This window comes from Pseudomonas umsongensis, assembly GCF_012647205.1.
In the GTDB taxonomy this organism is placed as follows: Bacteria; Pseudomonadota; Gammaproteobacteria; order Pseudomonadales; family Pseudomonadaceae; genus Aquipseudomonas; species Aquipseudomonas umsongensis.
In genome coordinates, this window is sequence record NZ_CP051487.1 from 3,390,349 (window position 1) to 3,405,785 (window position 15,437).

The window sequence follows — 15,437 nt, forward strand, 5'->3', positions numbered from 1 at the left end:
ATGAGTAATCATGTCGCCCACCCCTACATGGCGAATTCTGTTCCTGCACTCAAACAGGAGATGCTCGACTCGATCGGTGTAGACAGCATTGAGGAGTTGTTCCAGCAAATTCCCAATGAACACCGCCTGCAACGTCCGATTGATTTGCCGCCGGCGCTCAACGAGAGCGAGCTGCGTCGGCATCTGCTCAGCACGCTGTCGAAAAACAAGACCTGCGAGCAAAACCTTAACTTCCTGGGCGCCGGCTGTTGGCAGCATCACGTTCCGGCAGCGTGCGACGAAGTCGTGCGCCGTAATGAATGGCTGACCTCGGTGTTTGGTGAGCCGAGCTCCGACCACGGTCGCAATCAAGCCTGGTTCGAGTTCTGCAGCCAGCTCGGCGAGCTGCTGAACATGGATCTGGTCGGCCTGCCGGTGCGCAGCTGGGGTTGCGCTGCGGGTCACGCCATTCGCATGGCAACCCGAATTACCGGGCGCAGCGAAGTGGCGGTGGTCCGTGCCATCGATCCTGAGCGGCTTTCCATCATCCGCAACTACTGCGAACCCGTGGAAATGCCGGGCCACATCGTCGTGCGACTCGTCGACTTTGACCCGAAAACCGGCTTGCTCGATATTGATCACCTCCGTGCCTCGATCGGTGCGCAAACGGCTGCGGTCTATTTCGAAACACCGTCTTATTTCGGTGTGATCGAACAGCAAGGGGCCGAAATCGCCGCCATTGCCCATGCAGCGGGTGCCGAAGTCATCGTTGGGGTCGATCCGATCTCCCTCGGCGTGATGGCCGCACCGATTGATTTCGGCGCCGACATCGTAGTGGGTACCACTCAGCCGCTCGGCGTGCATATGAACTGTGGTGGCGGGGTCAGCGGCTTCATTGCAACCCGCGACTCAGAACTGTACGCCCACCAATACCCGACGCTGTTCATCAGTATCGCCGAAACCACCAAGCCCGGCGAATATGGTTTTGGCCTGAGCTTGTTCGAACAATCGTCCTACGGCTTGCGTGACAAGGGGAATGACTGGACCGGTCATTCGGTCTACATGTGGGCCATCGCCAATGCCGTCTACATGGCGATGATGGGACCAAAGGGCTTCGAGGATGTAGGCAATCTCATCCTGCAACGTGCTCACTACGCGGCGAAGTTGCTGAGTGAAGTTCCCGGTCTGGCAGTGACATTCCCTTCCGGTTTCTTCAAGGAGTTCGTGGTGAATTTCGACGCCACTGGGCTGAGCGTGAAGGACATCAACAAGCAGTTGCTCGCGCTCGGGATCTTCGGCGGCAAAGATCTGACTCACGACTTTCCGGCGCTTGGGGCCAGCGCCCTGTACTGCGTCACCGAGATTCACACACAAGCCGATATTCAGCGCCTGACTGCTGCACTTAAAGAGGTAATCGCACAATGAGCACTCCACTCAAGGAATACCATGCTCCCGTCTGGAGCGAACCCGTCATTCTGGAGATGGGCTATCCCGGCCGTCGCGGTGTGATCTTTTCCGACGTTGAGGCTGACGTGCAAGCGGCTGTCGGCAGCGCCGTCGATTTGATTCCCGCGAACATGAGGCGCTCCAGCAAACCGGCGTTGCCGGAACTGTCCGAGCCCGAGGTGTTGTATCACTACTTGCGCCTGTCGCAGCAGACCCTGGGCATGATGAACATCAGCCTGTTCGGCACCTGCACCATGAAGTACAACGCGCAGATCAACGAGGCGATGGCATGGCGCCCTGAAATTACTCACGTGCATCCACATCAGGACGAGGACACCCTGCAAGGCGCGCTCGAAGTCGTGCATGGCATGGACACGATTCTGCGCGAGTTGTCCGGGATGGACCAGTTCATCTTCCAGGCAGGCGGCGGTGCTGACGCGGCGTACACCAGTTGCGCGGTGACCCGTGCCTACCATGCTTCCCGTGGCGAACTGGAGCAGCGTGACGAGATCATCACCACCATCCAGACGCACCCCAGCAGCGCCGCGACGGCAGCTGCCGCCGGGTTCAAGGTCATCACCCTGATGATCGAAGAGAACGGTTACCCGTCGCTCGAATCCCTGAAGGCCGCCGTGTCCAACCGCACGGCAGCGCTGATGGTGAACAACCCCGACGACATGGGCGTGTACAACCCGGAAATTCGTGAGTGGGTGCGCGTGGTGCATGAAGCGGGCGGTCTGTGCTTCTACGACCATGCAAACTTCAACGGCGCGATGACTAAGATTCGTGCGCGAGAGCTCGGTTTCGACGCGTGCATGTTCATGCTCCACAAGACGTTCGGCGCACCGAAAAGTGGAGTGGGAGGCCCGGCAGTGGGCGCCTATGGTTGTTCGGCAGAACTTGCACCGTTCCTGCCGGCACCGGTGGTGGCCTTTGACGGTGAACGATACAGCCTGGATTACGACCGTCCGCAGAGTGCCGGCAAGATCCGCGAGTTCTGGGGCAACGTTCCGGTCATCCTCAAGGCCTACGCTTGGTCCCGCGCCATGGGCGCAAAAGGGATGGCTGAGGCGTCGGACATTTCGGTACTGGCCAACAACTACATGGAAAAAGGCTTGCTGGCTATTCGTGGCGTGACTCGTTCACACCCTGAGGCTAAAAGCCACCGGATGGAGATGACGCGCTACAGCCTTGAGCAACTCAAGGAGGAAACCGGAGTCGACGTCCATGACGTGCAAAACCGCATGAGCGATTTCGGTATTGATCCGATGTGGAGCAGTCACCACCCGTGGCTGGTACCGGAGCCGTTCACCCCCGAGGCAGGCGAGATGTACGGTAAAGAGGCGCTGGACACCTGGATTGCGGTGCTTGCGCACATATCCGACGAGGCTTACTCGAATCCGGCGATCGTCAAGACCTCGCCGCACAACCAGGCGATTCACCGGTTGAAGAGCGCACCGCTGGAAGACCCGGCTCATTGGGCCATGACCTGGCGTGCGCACCTGCGCAAAACCAAGCAACAGACTGCTTGAACCTGGCGTTTGCACGCAGCGGCCCCGTTGATCAGGCAGGGCCGTTTTGAAACCTGATCAGAGCTAACAATCAGCCATCGGAGGTTTCCAGCACAGTAAAACAGGCTGGTGATTTCCCCCACAGGATAACCTCATGTCGATTTTCGAAACGGGCCTGGCGCCCTCGGCAGTCAACCATATCGCCCTTTCTCCGCTGAGCTTCATCGAGCGCACAGCCTCTGTCTACGGTGAGTATCCCGCCGTGATCCACGGCGCCATCCGCCGCAACTGGCAAGAGACCTATGAACGTTGCCGGCGCCTGGCTGGCGCACTAAGCCAGAGGGGTATCGGCAAGGGCGATACCGTGGCAGTGATGCTCCCCAACATCCCGGCCATGCTCGAAGCCCACTTTGGCGTGCCGATGATCGGCGCTGTACTCAATACCCTGAACGTGCGGCTGGATGCGCAAGCTATTGCCTTCATGCTTGAGCACGGCGAAGCCAAGGTGTTGATCACCGATCGGGAGTTCCACGCTGTTATTCGTGAAGCCTTAAGCTTGCTCTCTCATCCGCCACTGGTTGTCGATGTGGACGACCCGGAGTACGGCGAAGGCAGCGCGGTTAGCACGCTGGACTATGAAGCCTTCCTCGCTGAAGGTGATCCACAGTTCGCCTGGCAATGGCCTGAGGATGAATGGCAAGCCATCTCGCTCAACTACACATCCGGCACCACGGGGAATCCCAAGGGGGTCATTTACCACCACCGCGGGGCCTATCTCAATTCACTGGGAAATCAGATGACTTGGGCCATGGGGCACCACCCGGTGTATTTGTGGACCTTGCCGATGTTTCATTGCAACGGCTGGTGCTATCCATGGACGGTGACTGCGTTGGCTGGGACTCATGTATTCCTGCGTCGGGTCGATCCGCAGAAAATTCTCACTTTGATTCATCAACATCGGGTCAGCCATTTGTGTGGTGCGCCGATTGTCCTCAATGCGTTGGTCAATCTGCCAGACTCGTCCAAGGCTGCCTTCGATCATCCGGTCGACGCCATGCTGGCGGGCGCCGCACCGCCGGCCAAAGTCATCGGTGCGGTCGAGGAGATGGGCATCAAGGTCACACACGTCTATGGGCTGACTGAGGTTTACGGCCCGGTGACCGTTTGCGCCTGGCATGACCAGTGGGACGAGCAACCGCTGAATGAGCGCGCAAGGATCAAGTCGCGCCAGGGCGTGCGCTATCCGACCCTGGAAGGGCTGATGGTTGCCGATCCGAAAACCCTTGAACCTGTCCCCTTGGACGGCACAAGTGTCGGCGAAATCTTCATGCGCGGGAACACGATCATGAAGGGCTATTTGAAGAACACCGAAGCGACAAGTGAAGCGTTCGAAGGCGGCTGGTTCCATACCGGCGACCTGGCGGTGCGTCACCCTGACGGTTATGTCGAAATCAAGGATCGCCTAAAGGACATCATTATCTCGGGCGGCGAGAACATTTCCACCATCGAGGTCGAAGACGTTCTCTATCGTCACCCGGCAGTACTGGAGGCCGCAGTGGTCGCCCGTCCGGACGAAAAGTGGGGCGAAACTCCTTGCGCCTTCATCAAGCTCAAAGTCGATTATCAGAACACCCGGGAAGCCGATATCATCCTGTTCTGTCGTGAACATCTGGCGGGCTTCAAATTGCCGAAAACCGTGGTGTTCATCGAGTTGCCGAAAACATCGACAGGCAAGATCCAAAAGTACTTGTTGCGCGATTGGGCCAAGGCACTCTGAAAAGAGTGCCCAAGTTTAGAGCGCGTTAGCTGGAGTAGCCGGCAAAGGCTATCAGCCTCTCTCCAGTTTAAATGGAGAAGGCTGATGGTTGGCTGAAGGCTTCAGCGTTTGCAGATCCTGTTCGCAGGTTTTATTGGCGTGGGGGACGCCAAGCTCGCCGACCTCTTCCTGCATCAACGTATCGCAGGCAAAAAAATCAGCGGGTCGGCAATACTTCTCAAGCGAAGCATTGTCGAGATGAAAGGCATAGGTTCTGAAAAAAGGCATCTGGGCCTCCGGTGCAATACCGATGGTGGGGAGGAGACGGGAAATCGAGGTTGGGTAAACAGGCTGGGTTGGGGGATTACGAACCTTGACCGTAAGCGGCAATCCACTCGTTTGTTGACCACCGTTGTCGTCCATCTGTAAAGGAATGCTAGGAGTTAACGGCCTCGGATCTGGTCGAACTTGCGGCAGTATCTGATTACAGCCGAGCTACTTTTTGCGGTTCGCTGCCACCCCAGTACAACCAGGTCCAGCCGTCGCCCTTGCGCTGGAATACCCCGGTCGTAACGTACTGGACGACCGTTGGCTCAGCGTTTTCAAACGTGTGGCCGTCGATTCGGATCTGCGCCCAGGCAATGTCACCGCGTATCCAGGACACCACCAGTCGTGGTTCCCATCGGATGTTCAGGGTGGTCACCCACGTCACGCCATTTTGTACCGCTTCGGTCCCCATGAAGAACTCGTCCAGGCCTGAGCCGGCGATCGCGACGTCCGGATCGGTGAAGTACTTGGCGACGTCCGAGCTAGGCGTGGAAAAACCCTGCAGGACTTTCGTGATAAAGGCATTGAGTGACTCCCGGGTCGCGGTGTCGGAAATCATGGAGGGCGACTGGTACCCAACGAGACTGTCGATCATGAATACTCCCTGTTTGCTTACGTGGTGTTGGAACTTTTCTGCGGGTGATGAAGGTATGGCGTCCGTGTGGCGGAATTTCTCATACGCTGCGTATGTTAGTAATGCCATTTAACATACGCTACGCATGTCAAGCGGCATGCATACCGTATGTTTTTTCGTAAATCCTGGAGCGATGGAAGGCTGGGCTTTCGTAGAAATCGATTGAGCAGCAGGGGATTTTTTGTGGTGAAGGGGCACATCTGTCGATTGACATACGGATTGTATGTTGTATTTTGCTCTGCATACATGGCGTATGTAGCAAGCTTCTGTCCAACCAGGCTTGGCCAGGAGATTGCCTGCGGCACTTCTTCACTTGGATCAATCGTCAAACATGCATGACTTCAAAGATCACCGCGGATACTCGGCCATGTACCGCGAGGGGCACCTGACTCTTGGGCTTTACTTCGCGATTGAATCCTACGCAGGGGCTATCCCGGAGATGGATTTAGCGCGACAGATCAGTACCGCGCAAATGGCGGAACTCTACGGATTTTCGGCGGTGTATTTCAGGGATGTTCCTCTGAATGTTCCTTCGTTCGGTGATGTGGGCCACATTTATGACCCATGGGTATTCATGGGATATGTGGCGGCGCAGACGACCCGTATCGCGCTCGCGACGGGCAGCATCGTTTCGACCTTGCGTCATCCCTTGCATCTCGCCAAGGCAGCAGCTTCGGTAGACAGACTGTCGGGGCAGCGCCTCGTGCTTGGTCTTGCGACAGGGGACCGGCCAACCGAGTTCTCGGCCTTCAACGCCTCTCTCGAAAAACGCCAGGAATTGTTTCAGGAAGCATTGGCGGTGATGCGCCGTGTATGGAGCGAAGAGTCGCCAAGGATCTCCACGTCTAGGGTAGAACTGTCCGTCGCAGACCTTCTACCCAAGCCTCTACTGGGCACCATCCCTGTTATGGTTACGGGACACTCGCGTCAATCGCTGGAGTGGATCGCCAATCATGCCGACGGTTGGCTCTACTATCCGCAGGACGTGGTGCAACAGGCAGTGACGATTAAAAAATGGCGGTCGTTGACTCAAGGTTTCAAGCCATTCTCGCAGTCACTTTATGTTGATCTCTCGCCAGATCCGGAAGAAGCAGCCACGCCTATTCATCTCGGATTCAGGTCAGGCCATCGTTTCCTGATCCATTACCTGCAAACGTTGAGAGAGATAGGGGTCAACCATGTCGGCTTGAATCTCAAATACGGTCGCCGCCCTGCGCACGAAGTCGTTCAGGAGCTGGGTGAGTACGTGGTTCCTTATTTTGCTGGCAACTATCCAGAAGCGTGACAATGAAGCTAAGCAAAACGGAACGGTCGATTTTGATGGACAAGGCTACAAGGCTTGGTCGACTACCGCGTTCAGGGTATCGCGACTGAAGCCCGACTTGGCTTGAATCGCTTTACCATGGAGCATAGCCAGCACGAAGACGGCTAACGCGGAACAGTTGGAAAACCTAGCAATGGTGGGAAAAACTGTTGGACCCATAGAGTTTTCCAACGACTGTTTTTGGCCGATTCTGTTGAAAAAGTCGGCCATGGTTTCCACGACAGAAAAGTACGCGCTTGAGATTGAAATCTTTACTTTGAGCATGGGATTCGGGGCTCAGATTTCGCGTATCGACGCGCACAAAAGACGTTTTCAGCGGTCAGTAGGGGGGCAGTCTGGGAGAACCGACTTTTTCAACAGAATCGGCCGATTGCAGCCTGCCACGATGGGCTGCAATCGACCCAAACCGGCCGGTCATGCGTCTAGTAAATCGGGGGCGATTCAACGCATACGACCACCCAGAGATCGGTGACAATGAAGAGGGCATTGTCACCCTCGTGGCAAAAACGCCTTTCGGCGTGATCGGCGGCAAATACGGCTGCGGATTTAACCAGCGCATGTTCTGCACCTCCGTCGGAGGCATTGACCAAACACCCATGGGTAGGTTTAGTTATAACTCTGGGTTTGTGATTGCAGACCCTCGTGACTTCTCCGAAGCTATTGCAGGCTCAATTAGCGCCTCTTCATATACCTTTGGCCAATGCCTGTATAACCAGCACAAGGCCGTACTTGGCTTTCCTGGCAACGACGTAAATCGCCAAGAACTTTCACACAGAACCGGACAGATAGTTAACGCGGGAAAGCACTTCATCAAGCAAGAGCGATATTCGCATCAGAAGGAGTTTCGTTTCTTATGGGATCTACCTTCAGATGTCACTGGAGCCATGATCTTTGATTGTTCATCGGCCAGACAGTATTGCTCCCCATTGACGCGGAACTTGCGCTAGCGACGACAGACGCCCTTGCCGGACGCGCCCAGCGCGCCGTAGAGCGGCTGTAACGGAAAAGGCGTCCGCCTGCCACTGGCGATGGAGGGCTACACTCAAAGGTGCGGCGATTTATCCAGACTTGCGGGCCGCTCAAGAAATGCCGCTAAACATGGCCACCGCCCGAATGGGCGGTAGGAGCACACCGTCATGCCTACCTATATTGTCATCCCCGACGACGAAGACGACGAAGACGAAGACGACGACCGGCCCGACCTGTTCGAGCCGGCACTTGGACCTGCGCCTGAGCAGTACGACCTGTTCTCTGAGCCAGAGGTAGGGGTTCGAGGCGCAGTGGAACGGAAAACCAACGTAAGGCGATATTAGAGTTCGGAGCTGACATGGCGGCACCTTACTGGAGGGTGAAGTGTTGCACTCAGTTTTCGCGGCCGCCATATCGCAATTCTTGATTTGACTTATTTCAGATCAGTCTTTCATTCAACTTTACACCTAAATTATTGATGCTAGGGTTAGGTGCGAGTCAATGCTCACCCCTAGGCAAAGAACAAACCTCTACCTCTTTCCGCGCATAAAGAGCAACAACAATGGACACTCAAACTAAAATCTCGATAGATCACATCGTCGAGCAGATCTACAAACAAAGAAATGCCGAGATCTTAGAGCACAAAAAGATGTTCGCCCAAAAGTATCCAGGCAAAATAGACCCGGCAGCACTTGTGGAGACGACAGTAGAGTACCAAATAAAATCATACCGCTTCGACTATTGGGCAGCATTCTATATCAGGCTAGAGTGTTACTTGACATATGAAACTGGCGAGGTAATGCAGTTCCACGGCGATGGCGGCGGCGTAGGCGCTGGAGGAGGAGTATACGCTGGAGGGAATTCAACCACCTTTTTCAGCTTGCCACCTAAAGATCTGATAGGCGAATGCAGTTGGTACCTACAACCTGTTGCCATAGGCGCACTAATTCATTTCTGGCGCGGCTCAACCTCCATTGGGACATTGGTTGGCGCTGGAGCAGGAACAGGTCTCAGCTTCGGGGGAACTGGAACCTGGAGTATGGGTTCGTGATGCAAGGTGGGCGGCTGCAAAAAACTGCGTGCAACACCCGAGCCTTTCGGTAAGGGTGTTGCCCCATGCACTGCGACTGATCCACCTGCGAGGAGGACAAGGCATGAGCACAATCATGAGAAGAAATCATCTGTCCAGGATCAACGCAAAGCTTGGTGGGCAGAAGTCCTCGATCCGAGTCGGAGAAATCGAGTCCTTGTTAAATCGTCAGCTTGCTGAAGGAGGCTTGCCGAGCTTTACCTGGCCATCGATACGAAGCTGAGTACCTGAGACTGTCAGTTACTCGGAGTATTTTGTGAAGATCAGGTCCGTCGCTGGGGGCAATTTCTTATGGCAAGCGAAGCAGCCATTGATGATCTGTTCACTGGGATTGGGCTTGCCTTTTTCAAACTGCCCGTAGCCCCATCCGCCCGTGCTGGCATAACGCTTAGAGTCTTTGACTTCGATCTGGACGTTGGTGGGCTCCCCAGCGATGAACGATTGTTCCCGGCCAAAGGCGGCATTGTTTTGCGCGGAAGACTCATACTTGTAAGCGAGTCGAGCGATGATCGTGCCATCTGGAAATGGAAGAGTTCCATCCCGAAATGCCTTCATCGCGACATCATTTCCCAGAATGACTCGAATGTCAGGCTTGTCACCTTCTTCATGAGCGATGCTGACGAACTGCCAATTTCGGTAGCCCGGCGGGAGTGTTACGCCAAACACTGGAGATCCTTCTGCGACTGGGCCAGCGGTTGAATCAGCGGATGCAGCAACTGAAAAAACTAGCCCACAGAGAAAACTGACGGTCGCGGTTAGAACAAGCAATTTTGAAGTCATCACAAATTCTCCAATTATGAATGTACGCAGTTTTGTCGACTTTATTGTCGAGGGTCTGCAAGTGCATCCGGCCTTGCGGCCAGATGCGGTAGATCGAATGCCGCGACCGCTCCATTGACGGTTGCGAGCAGTCGTCATTTGGCGGTGGCAGCCGTTTCAATCAGGCTGGCAACAACCTTCGGATTGGATACCATCACGACATGGGACGCGCCTTTGACCACAACGGTCTTTTTGGCGTGTGCACGTTCAGCCATGAACACTTGGGCTTGTGCCGGAATGTTCTTGTCCTTGTCGCCGTAAACGAACCATGAAGGGATCGTTTTCCACGCGGGTTCGCTCGACTTTTCATTGAGCGCTGCTGCGGTCACAGGGCGTTGGGTCGCAGCCATCACTTTCGCGTCGGCGTTCGACACGTCTGCAGCGAACTGATCGTGAAACTTGTCCTGTTGGATGTAGAGGTCCTTACCGCCGTCGGCCAATTCAACGGGCGGAGCCAGGGTTGGACCCAGGGTGTTACCTGGGAAACGGCCAGCCAAGTCGGCAGTGGATTCACCTGTATCGGGTGCAATACCGGCGACGTACACCAGAGCTTTGACGTTGGCATTTCCGTAGGCAGCTTCGCTGATAACTGGACCGCCATAAGAGTGACCGACCAAGACGATGGGTGTCTTGATGCTGGCCAGCACATCAGCTACCGATTGTGCGTCGCCCTTGAGCGAACGAAGAGGGTTGGAGGCTGCGATCACCGGGTAGCCATCTTTCTCCAAGATCTTGATTACACCATTCCAAGAGCTGGAATCGGCGAAGGCACCGTGCACCAGCACCACGGTTGGTTTGACCGGAGCAGCGAGCGCAGCGGTCGAACTGACCATCGCCGTCGCCAGGGCCAGACCTGCGAATAACTTGTTCATCTCATGTTCCTGTATGTGAATAGATTTGACGCAGTGGGGGCGATTTGACATTGATGTGGAGGCGCCTATGCGTCCCAAGGGAAGGGGAGTGGCATAGCGTCCATGGAACGTTTTAAACACGCGCCTCTATGACCGACAGCAAATCGGGCAACTGCGAGGGTCATCGTCTGCTTGAATCAAGAGGGTGAGAACGACCAGAAAAAACAATCTTCTGTTTCACTGCGTGAAATGGTCGTGGATACGTTCTCAATGGGGAGATCCTTCCTTTCGAGCGCATTGTTCTCCGCCAGATGGAAAGCTCGGAGAAAGTTAAATTCCGCGCCGCACCCGACCTGGTGCCTCACCATAAATCTCCTTGAATTTCTTGCTGAACGCCGCCTGCGATTGATACCCAACCTGGGCCGCAATATCGCTCAATCCCAAGTGAGAATGACTCAGTAGGCTGAAGGCCAATTCCATCCGGACCTGCGTAAGCAACACCCACGGTGAAACGCCGGCCACCTTTACAAAAGCCCGCATAAATGTTGCACGAGACATACTCGCGGTCTCGGCCAGGCCCTCAATTGTCCATTCGTAAGCAGGGTCAGCCAGCATCGCCTGCCAGGCACGCCCCAAACGTTTATCACTGAGTAATGCAAGCGTGCCGCTGTCTTGACCGTGACTTACCAGATGCGCGCGCAGAATCAAAGTGAACAACGCTTGAGATAACGCATCGAGCAAAAATCGAGCACCTATCTGATCGCCATCTGCTTCACTGCGCAATATCTCGACCAACGCCGTTAACACGCCATTGTCCGCTAAGGCCCCACCGGAAATCGCCAGGTACTCAGGTAGAGCTGCAAACAACATCGAAGCCCGATTGTAGTGAAAGCCACCACACAGCATGTCCAGATCTGTGCTGACATTCCCAATGCGGTATGTTGGCAAAATCCCACCTGAGACGAGTGTCGGTGATGTTGGTTGTACCGTTTTCCCAAGGCTATGCATGACATGTGGTGCACCCCTGGGCAGCAGCAAAATATCACCGGCGTGCATGGGGAGGCGCTGACCATCCGGAAACTCCACTCGGCACGCTCCCTCCAACACAATGTGATAGGGCGCTTTCCCCAAGGCTTCCTGTTCGTGATCTCGAGCCCAATCCCCCTGAAACTGGCAACGCAGATCCAGGCTGCCCCGAACGTTGGCCAAGCTGATGAGTTTGTCGATTGAATTCATTTGAGAGCTTCGCAGAAAAAACTGAGCGGATTGAACAAACCTGAATCTCACCACAGTAGAAAACTGAACGTGTTGAAACAGTACACCTACCCGGTCAGGAGTTTATGCAATGTTCAGTAATTGGTCCGAATTGTTGCCCACTATCCAGAAAGCCTTCGGCGCACTGGGCAAGAGCAATCCAAAAATGGTCAAGGCTTACATGGCCCTTGGTGAAGCCGCTGCCGAAAACGATGTGCTGGATGTCAAAACACGCGAGCTTATCTCGATCGCCGTCGCTGTTACTACTCGGTGCGACGGGTGTATCGCTGCTCATACGAACACTGCGATTAAAGCTGGCGCGAGTCGAGAAGAAGTGGCCGCTACGTTGGCCACCGCCATCTCGATGAACGCAGGTGCTGCATACATCTATTCGCTGCGCACACTTGAAGCGTTTGACTCGCTGAAAAACTAGCCCGCCATGTGTTCACCTAGAGCCTCGGCGCTGCAAAGTGTCGAGGTTTTTTTACGCAATCAGAACGTCGAGGACACCTTGAGACGATCAAGCAACAACTTGAGCATGACGAACAAAAACACCGTTCGTTGACACCGCAGACTACCTCCACATTCAATCTTCTGGAGAAGTCTCATGCTCACTTCATTTACGGCCTGGTTAAAATTCATCAGCAAGCTGGACACCTTTGGCGCATCGCTTATGCGCCTGGCAATCGGCGTTGTTTTCCTGTGGATTGGCGCGCTCAAGTTCGTGCCCTATGAGGCGGACAGCATCACCCCGTTTGTCGCCAACAGCCCGTTCATGTCGTTCTTCTATGAACACCCGCAAGAGTACAAGGCACACCTGACTCATGAAGGTGAACTGAACGTCGAGAAGCGCGCTTGGCAGACAGCCAACAACACATATGGGTTCTCGACCGGATTGGGTATTGTCGAACTGCTGATCGGCTTGTTGGTGCTGTCCAACCCGATCTCTCGACGCACCGGGTTGCTCGGTGGTGCATTGGCCTTCGGCACGCCACTGGTGACGTTGAGCTTTCTGATCACTACGCCCGAAGCCTGGGTGGGTGCTCTCGGTGACGCTCAACACGGTTTTCCTTACTTGTCCGGTGGCGGTCGTCTGGTGCTCAAGGACGTGTTGATGCTTGCCGGCTCTTTACCCGTCATGGCCGACTCCGCTCGCCAGCTCCTGCGGGAAAGTCGCGCATGAATCGCTTATCGGAAAATATCTGGAAACCCGTGATGGCTCTGACGTTTGCCATCTTATCCAGCAGCGCCTTGGCCGCACCGGCGGAGGAGGTTGCTCGGACTGGGGTGCCCCTCGATATCGCCAAAACCTACACGCCATCGCCGGAGAGAATCGCGCTGCGGGCGAAAAGGCGTCCGCTCTTCCAGATACATTTCCAGAGCAATGCATCACCGGATTGTTTCACCCAGCACAATTAAGTCATGACATCCGTGCTTGTTCTCTAATCGCCTTTAGATGGCGAGACTGGCCCTCAGAAGCAATTGCTCATTTCGGGTTAATTCGTTGTCCACCCTGGGAGTCCCCACATGATTGAAGTGACTCATTCCTGCGACGGTAATCTTTGGTTGGACACTCCAGCCATGAACGCTACCGAATTCGAAGGCGGCTTCTTGTTGCCACACCTGATGGGGGCGCTGGCTAGCGAATCCAGGGCGGCGCCTGTCACGCACAGATTCAATACGCACCAGAACAAGACTTCGGTCTTGAAACGGTGTGCGCCATTTTTTCGTGCATTGAAACTTCGTTTTTCTCCCCTTTAACGACATTCGACAGCACCTGTGTAGTGCTGCCTTGCAGAGAATTGAGATGACCTACGACTTTGACTTATTTGTGATCGGGGCAGGTTCCGGTGGTGTGCGTGCAGCGCGTTTTGCCGCAGGATTCGGTGCGAGAGTAGCGGTAGCGGAAAGTCGCTATCTCGGTGGCACCTGCGTCAACGTCGGTTGCGTACCGAAAAAGCTGCTGGTCTATGGGTCGCATTTTGCAGACGACTTTGAGCAGGCCGAGGGCTTTGGCTGGACTGCTGGCAAGGCCCAATTCGACTGGGAAAAATTGATCTCAAACAAGAACCGTGAGATCGAACGGCTCAATGGCATTTACCGCAAACTGCTGGTCAACAGCGGCGTAACACTGCTTGAAGGTCATGCACGACTGGCCGATGCGCATCATGTGGAGATCAATGGGCAGCGTTTCAGCGCCGAACGCATTTTGATTGCCACAGGCGGCTGGCCGCAAATTCCGGAGATTCCAGGCCGCGAACATGCCATCACCTCGAATGAGGCGTTCTTTCTCAAGCAGCTGCCGAAACGCGTTCTGGTTGTCGGTGGCGGTTATATCGCCGTCGAGTTCGCCGGAATCTTCAACGGCCTGGGTACCGACACGACTCTGCTGTATCGCGGCGATCTTTTTCTCCGTGGATTTGACAAATCAGTTCGCACGCATCTGGTTGAAGAACTGACCAAGCGTGGACTGCAACTGCAATTCAACACCGATATAGTGCGGATCGACAAACAGTCAGATAGCAGCCTGCTGGCGACGCTCAACGACGGTCGTCAACTAGAGGCTGACAGCATTTTCTACGCCACGGGTCGGCGGCCGATGCTCGACAATCTGGGGCTGGAAAATACGCGCGTCGAACTCAACGAGCGGGGATACATCGACGTTAATGACAATTTCGAAACTCACGAGTCATCGATTCTTGCATTGGGTGATGTGATTGGCCGAGTGCAACTGACTCCAGTGGCGACAGCGGAAGGTATGGCAGTTGCACGCCGACTGTTCAAACCCGAGCAATATCGTCCAGTGGATTACCGCCACATCCCCACGGCGGTATTCAGCCAGCCCAACATCGGCACCGTTGGCCTGACGGAGGAACAAGCGCTCGAAAACGGCCACAAAGTCGTGGTGTTCGAGAGCCGATTCAAACCGATGAAACTGACCCTCACGGAGTCATCCGAACAGACGCTGATGAAGCTGGTGGTGGATGCTCGTACTGATCGTGTACTGGGCGCGCACATGGTGGGTCCCGATGCAGGAGACATCATCCAGGGCTTGGCCATCGCGCTCAAAGCGGGTGCCACCAAGCGACTGTTCGATGAAACGATCGGCGTGCACCCGACCTCAGCAGAAGAGTTTGTGACCTTGCGTACTCCAGTCTCTGGCCCATGAGCGCCTGGTATGTGTTGCCGTCTGGCATCATGTTTTCGGCCGTTGCGATCCGGTTGGTAGGCAAGCTCGCACTGAAGAACAGGCGGAATCGGCCTCGCGCCTTTGCTTGGAATTGAGCTGGGTTTGAACGGAGTAGTGAAAGTAAGCCTCGATGAAACTCGTCGTCAATGCTCCGTTCACTCATCATTGGATGGTCTACATTGAATGGGCTTGCCCGGGTGTACGCCAACTCCAACATCGGTTACAGCAGCGTCAAACTGACGTTGACCTCCTAAGCGGCCTTCACGCCCCCGTTGCTCCCGTATGCC

General features: G+C 55.2%; 17 protein-coding genes. 12 read left to right on the forward strand and 5 right to left on the reverse strand.

Going from position 1 to position 15,437, the window contains the following annotated elements; genetic code table 11:
* The 3 genes from gcvPA (at position 1) to HGP31_RS15315 (ending at position 4,713) form a co-directional block, all read left to right on the forward strand.
* Positions 1 to 1,404 (forward strand): aminomethyl-transferring glycine dehydrogenase subunit GcvPA, encoded by a 1,404-nt coding sequence (gene gcvPA, locus HGP31_RS15305; protein WP_168758108.1) that lies wholly within the window; start codon positions 1 to 3, stop codon positions 1,402 to 1,404.
* Positions 1,401 to 2,957 carry an aminomethyl-transferring glycine dehydrogenase subunit GcvPB gene (gene gcvPB, locus HGP31_RS15310; protein WP_150636859.1) on the forward strand — a complete coding sequence of 519 codons (1,557 nt, stop codon included), beginning with the start codon at positions 1,401 to 1,403 and terminating at the stop codon, positions 2,955 to 2,957. Before gcvPA ends, gcvPB begins: the two co-directional genes overlap by 4 nt.
* A 133-nt stretch (positions 2,958 to 3,090) precedes the next feature.
* Positions 3,091 to 4,713: an acyl-CoA synthetase gene (locus tag HGP31_RS15315; protein ID WP_017338345.1), complete on the forward strand. Its 1,623-nt coding sequence runs from the start codon at positions 3,091 to 3,093 to the stop codon at positions 4,711 to 4,713.
* A 51-nt stretch (positions 4,714 to 4,764) separates the two neighbouring features.
* On the opposite strand, the gene HGP31_RS15320 is transcribed toward HGP31_RS15315, so the two are convergent.
* Together HGP31_RS15320 and HGP31_RS15325 are read right to left on the reverse strand one after the other, a co-directional pair.
* A complete protein-coding gene (locus tag HGP31_RS15320; RefSeq protein WP_168758109.1) occupies positions 4,765 to 5,115 on the reverse strand; it encodes a hypothetical protein in 351 nt (116 codons plus the stop codon).
* Between the two features lie 61 nt (positions 5,116 to 5,176).
* Positions 5,177 to 5,614 (reverse strand): nuclear transport factor 2 family protein, encoded by a 438-nt coding sequence (locus HGP31_RS15325; protein WP_168758110.1) that lies wholly within the window; start codon positions 5,612 to 5,614, stop codon positions 5,177 to 5,179.
* Between the two features lie 370 nt (positions 5,615 to 5,984).
* On the opposite strand from HGP31_RS15325, the gene HGP31_RS15330 reads away from it, so the two are divergent.
* The 4 genes from HGP31_RS15330 (at position 5,985) to HGP31_RS15345 (ending at position 8,997) form a co-directional block, all read left to right on the forward strand.
* On the forward strand, positions 5,985 to 6,938 hold the full coding sequence (locus HGP31_RS15330; protein WP_205896172.1) for an LLM class oxidoreductase: 954 nt from the start codon (positions 5,985 to 5,987) through the stop codon (positions 6,936 to 6,938).
* 455 nt (positions 6,939 to 7,393) lie between these two features.
* Complete coding sequence (locus tag HGP31_RS15335) at positions 7,394 to 7,924, forward strand: hypothetical protein (protein ID WP_168758111.1); 531 nt, start codon at positions 7,394 to 7,396, stop codon at positions 7,922 to 7,924.
* Positions 7,925 to 8,113: 189 nt separating this feature from the next.
* A complete protein-coding gene (locus HGP31_RS15340; RefSeq protein WP_168758112.1) occupies positions 8,114 to 8,290 on the forward strand; it encodes a hypothetical protein in 177 nt (58 codons plus the stop codon).
* 218 nt (positions 8,291 to 8,508) lie between these two features.
* Positions 8,509 to 8,997 (forward strand): hypothetical protein, encoded by a 489-nt coding sequence (locus HGP31_RS15345; RefSeq protein ID WP_168758113.1) that lies wholly within the window; start codon positions 8,509 to 8,511, stop codon positions 8,995 to 8,997.
* Between the two features lie 279 nt (positions 8,998 to 9,276).
* Here HGP31_RS15345 and HGP31_RS15350 read toward each other — a convergent pair whose 3' ends face one another.
* The 3 genes from HGP31_RS15350 to HGP31_RS15360 all read right to left on the reverse strand — a co-directional run bounded on the left by HGP31_RS15350 (position 9,277) and on the right by HGP31_RS15360 (position 11,942).
* On the reverse strand, positions 9,277 to 9,816 hold the full coding sequence (locus HGP31_RS15350; RefSeq protein ID WP_168758114.1) for a cytochrome P460 family protein: 540 nt from the start codon (positions 9,814 to 9,816) through the stop codon (positions 9,277 to 9,279).
* Between the two features lie 134 nt (positions 9,817 to 9,950).
* On the reverse strand, positions 9,951 to 10,727 hold the full coding sequence (locus HGP31_RS15355) for an alpha/beta fold hydrolase (protein ID WP_168758115.1): 777 nt from the start codon (positions 10,725 to 10,727) through the stop codon (positions 9,951 to 9,953).
* Positions 10,728 to 11,036: 309 nt separating this feature from the next.
* Complete coding sequence (locus tag HGP31_RS15360; RefSeq protein WP_168758116.1) at positions 11,037 to 11,942, reverse strand: AraC family transcriptional regulator; 906 nt, start codon at positions 11,940 to 11,942, stop codon at positions 11,037 to 11,039.
* Between the two features lie 109 nt (positions 11,943 to 12,051).
* On the opposite strand from HGP31_RS15360, the gene HGP31_RS15365 reads away from it, so the two are divergent.
* From HGP31_RS15365 to gorA, 5 genes are all read left to right on the forward strand, one after another.
* On the forward strand, positions 12,052 to 12,393 hold the full coding sequence (locus HGP31_RS15365; protein ID WP_168758117.1) for a carboxymuconolactone decarboxylase family protein: 342 nt from the start codon (positions 12,052 to 12,054) through the stop codon (positions 12,391 to 12,393).
* 174 nt (positions 12,394 to 12,567) lie between these two features.
* Positions 12,568 to 13,143 carry a reactive chlorine resistance membrane protein RclC gene (rclC, locus tag HGP31_RS15370; protein WP_168758118.1) on the forward strand — a complete coding sequence of 192 codons (576 nt, stop codon included), beginning with the start codon at positions 12,568 to 12,570 and terminating at the stop codon, positions 13,141 to 13,143.
* Positions 13,140 to 13,379, forward strand: a complete 240-nt coding sequence (locus tag HGP31_RS30380; RefSeq protein ID WP_205896173.1) for a hypothetical protein — start codon at positions 13,140 to 13,142, stop codon at positions 13,377 to 13,379. Before rclC ends, HGP31_RS30380 begins: the two co-directional genes overlap by 4 nt.
* Positions 13,380 to 13,487: 108 nt before the next feature.
* Positions 13,488 to 13,721, forward strand: coding sequence for a hypothetical protein (locus HGP31_RS15380; RefSeq protein ID WP_168758119.1), 234 nt, complete (start codon positions 13,488 to 13,490; stop codon positions 13,719 to 13,721).
* A 46-nt stretch (positions 13,722 to 13,767) separates the two neighbouring features.
* Positions 13,768 to 15,129, forward strand: a complete 1,362-nt coding sequence (gene gorA, locus HGP31_RS15385) for a glutathione-disulfide reductase (protein ID WP_168758120.1) — start codon at positions 13,768 to 13,770, stop codon at positions 15,127 to 15,129.
* Positions 15,130 to 15,437: the final 308 nt, after the last annotated feature.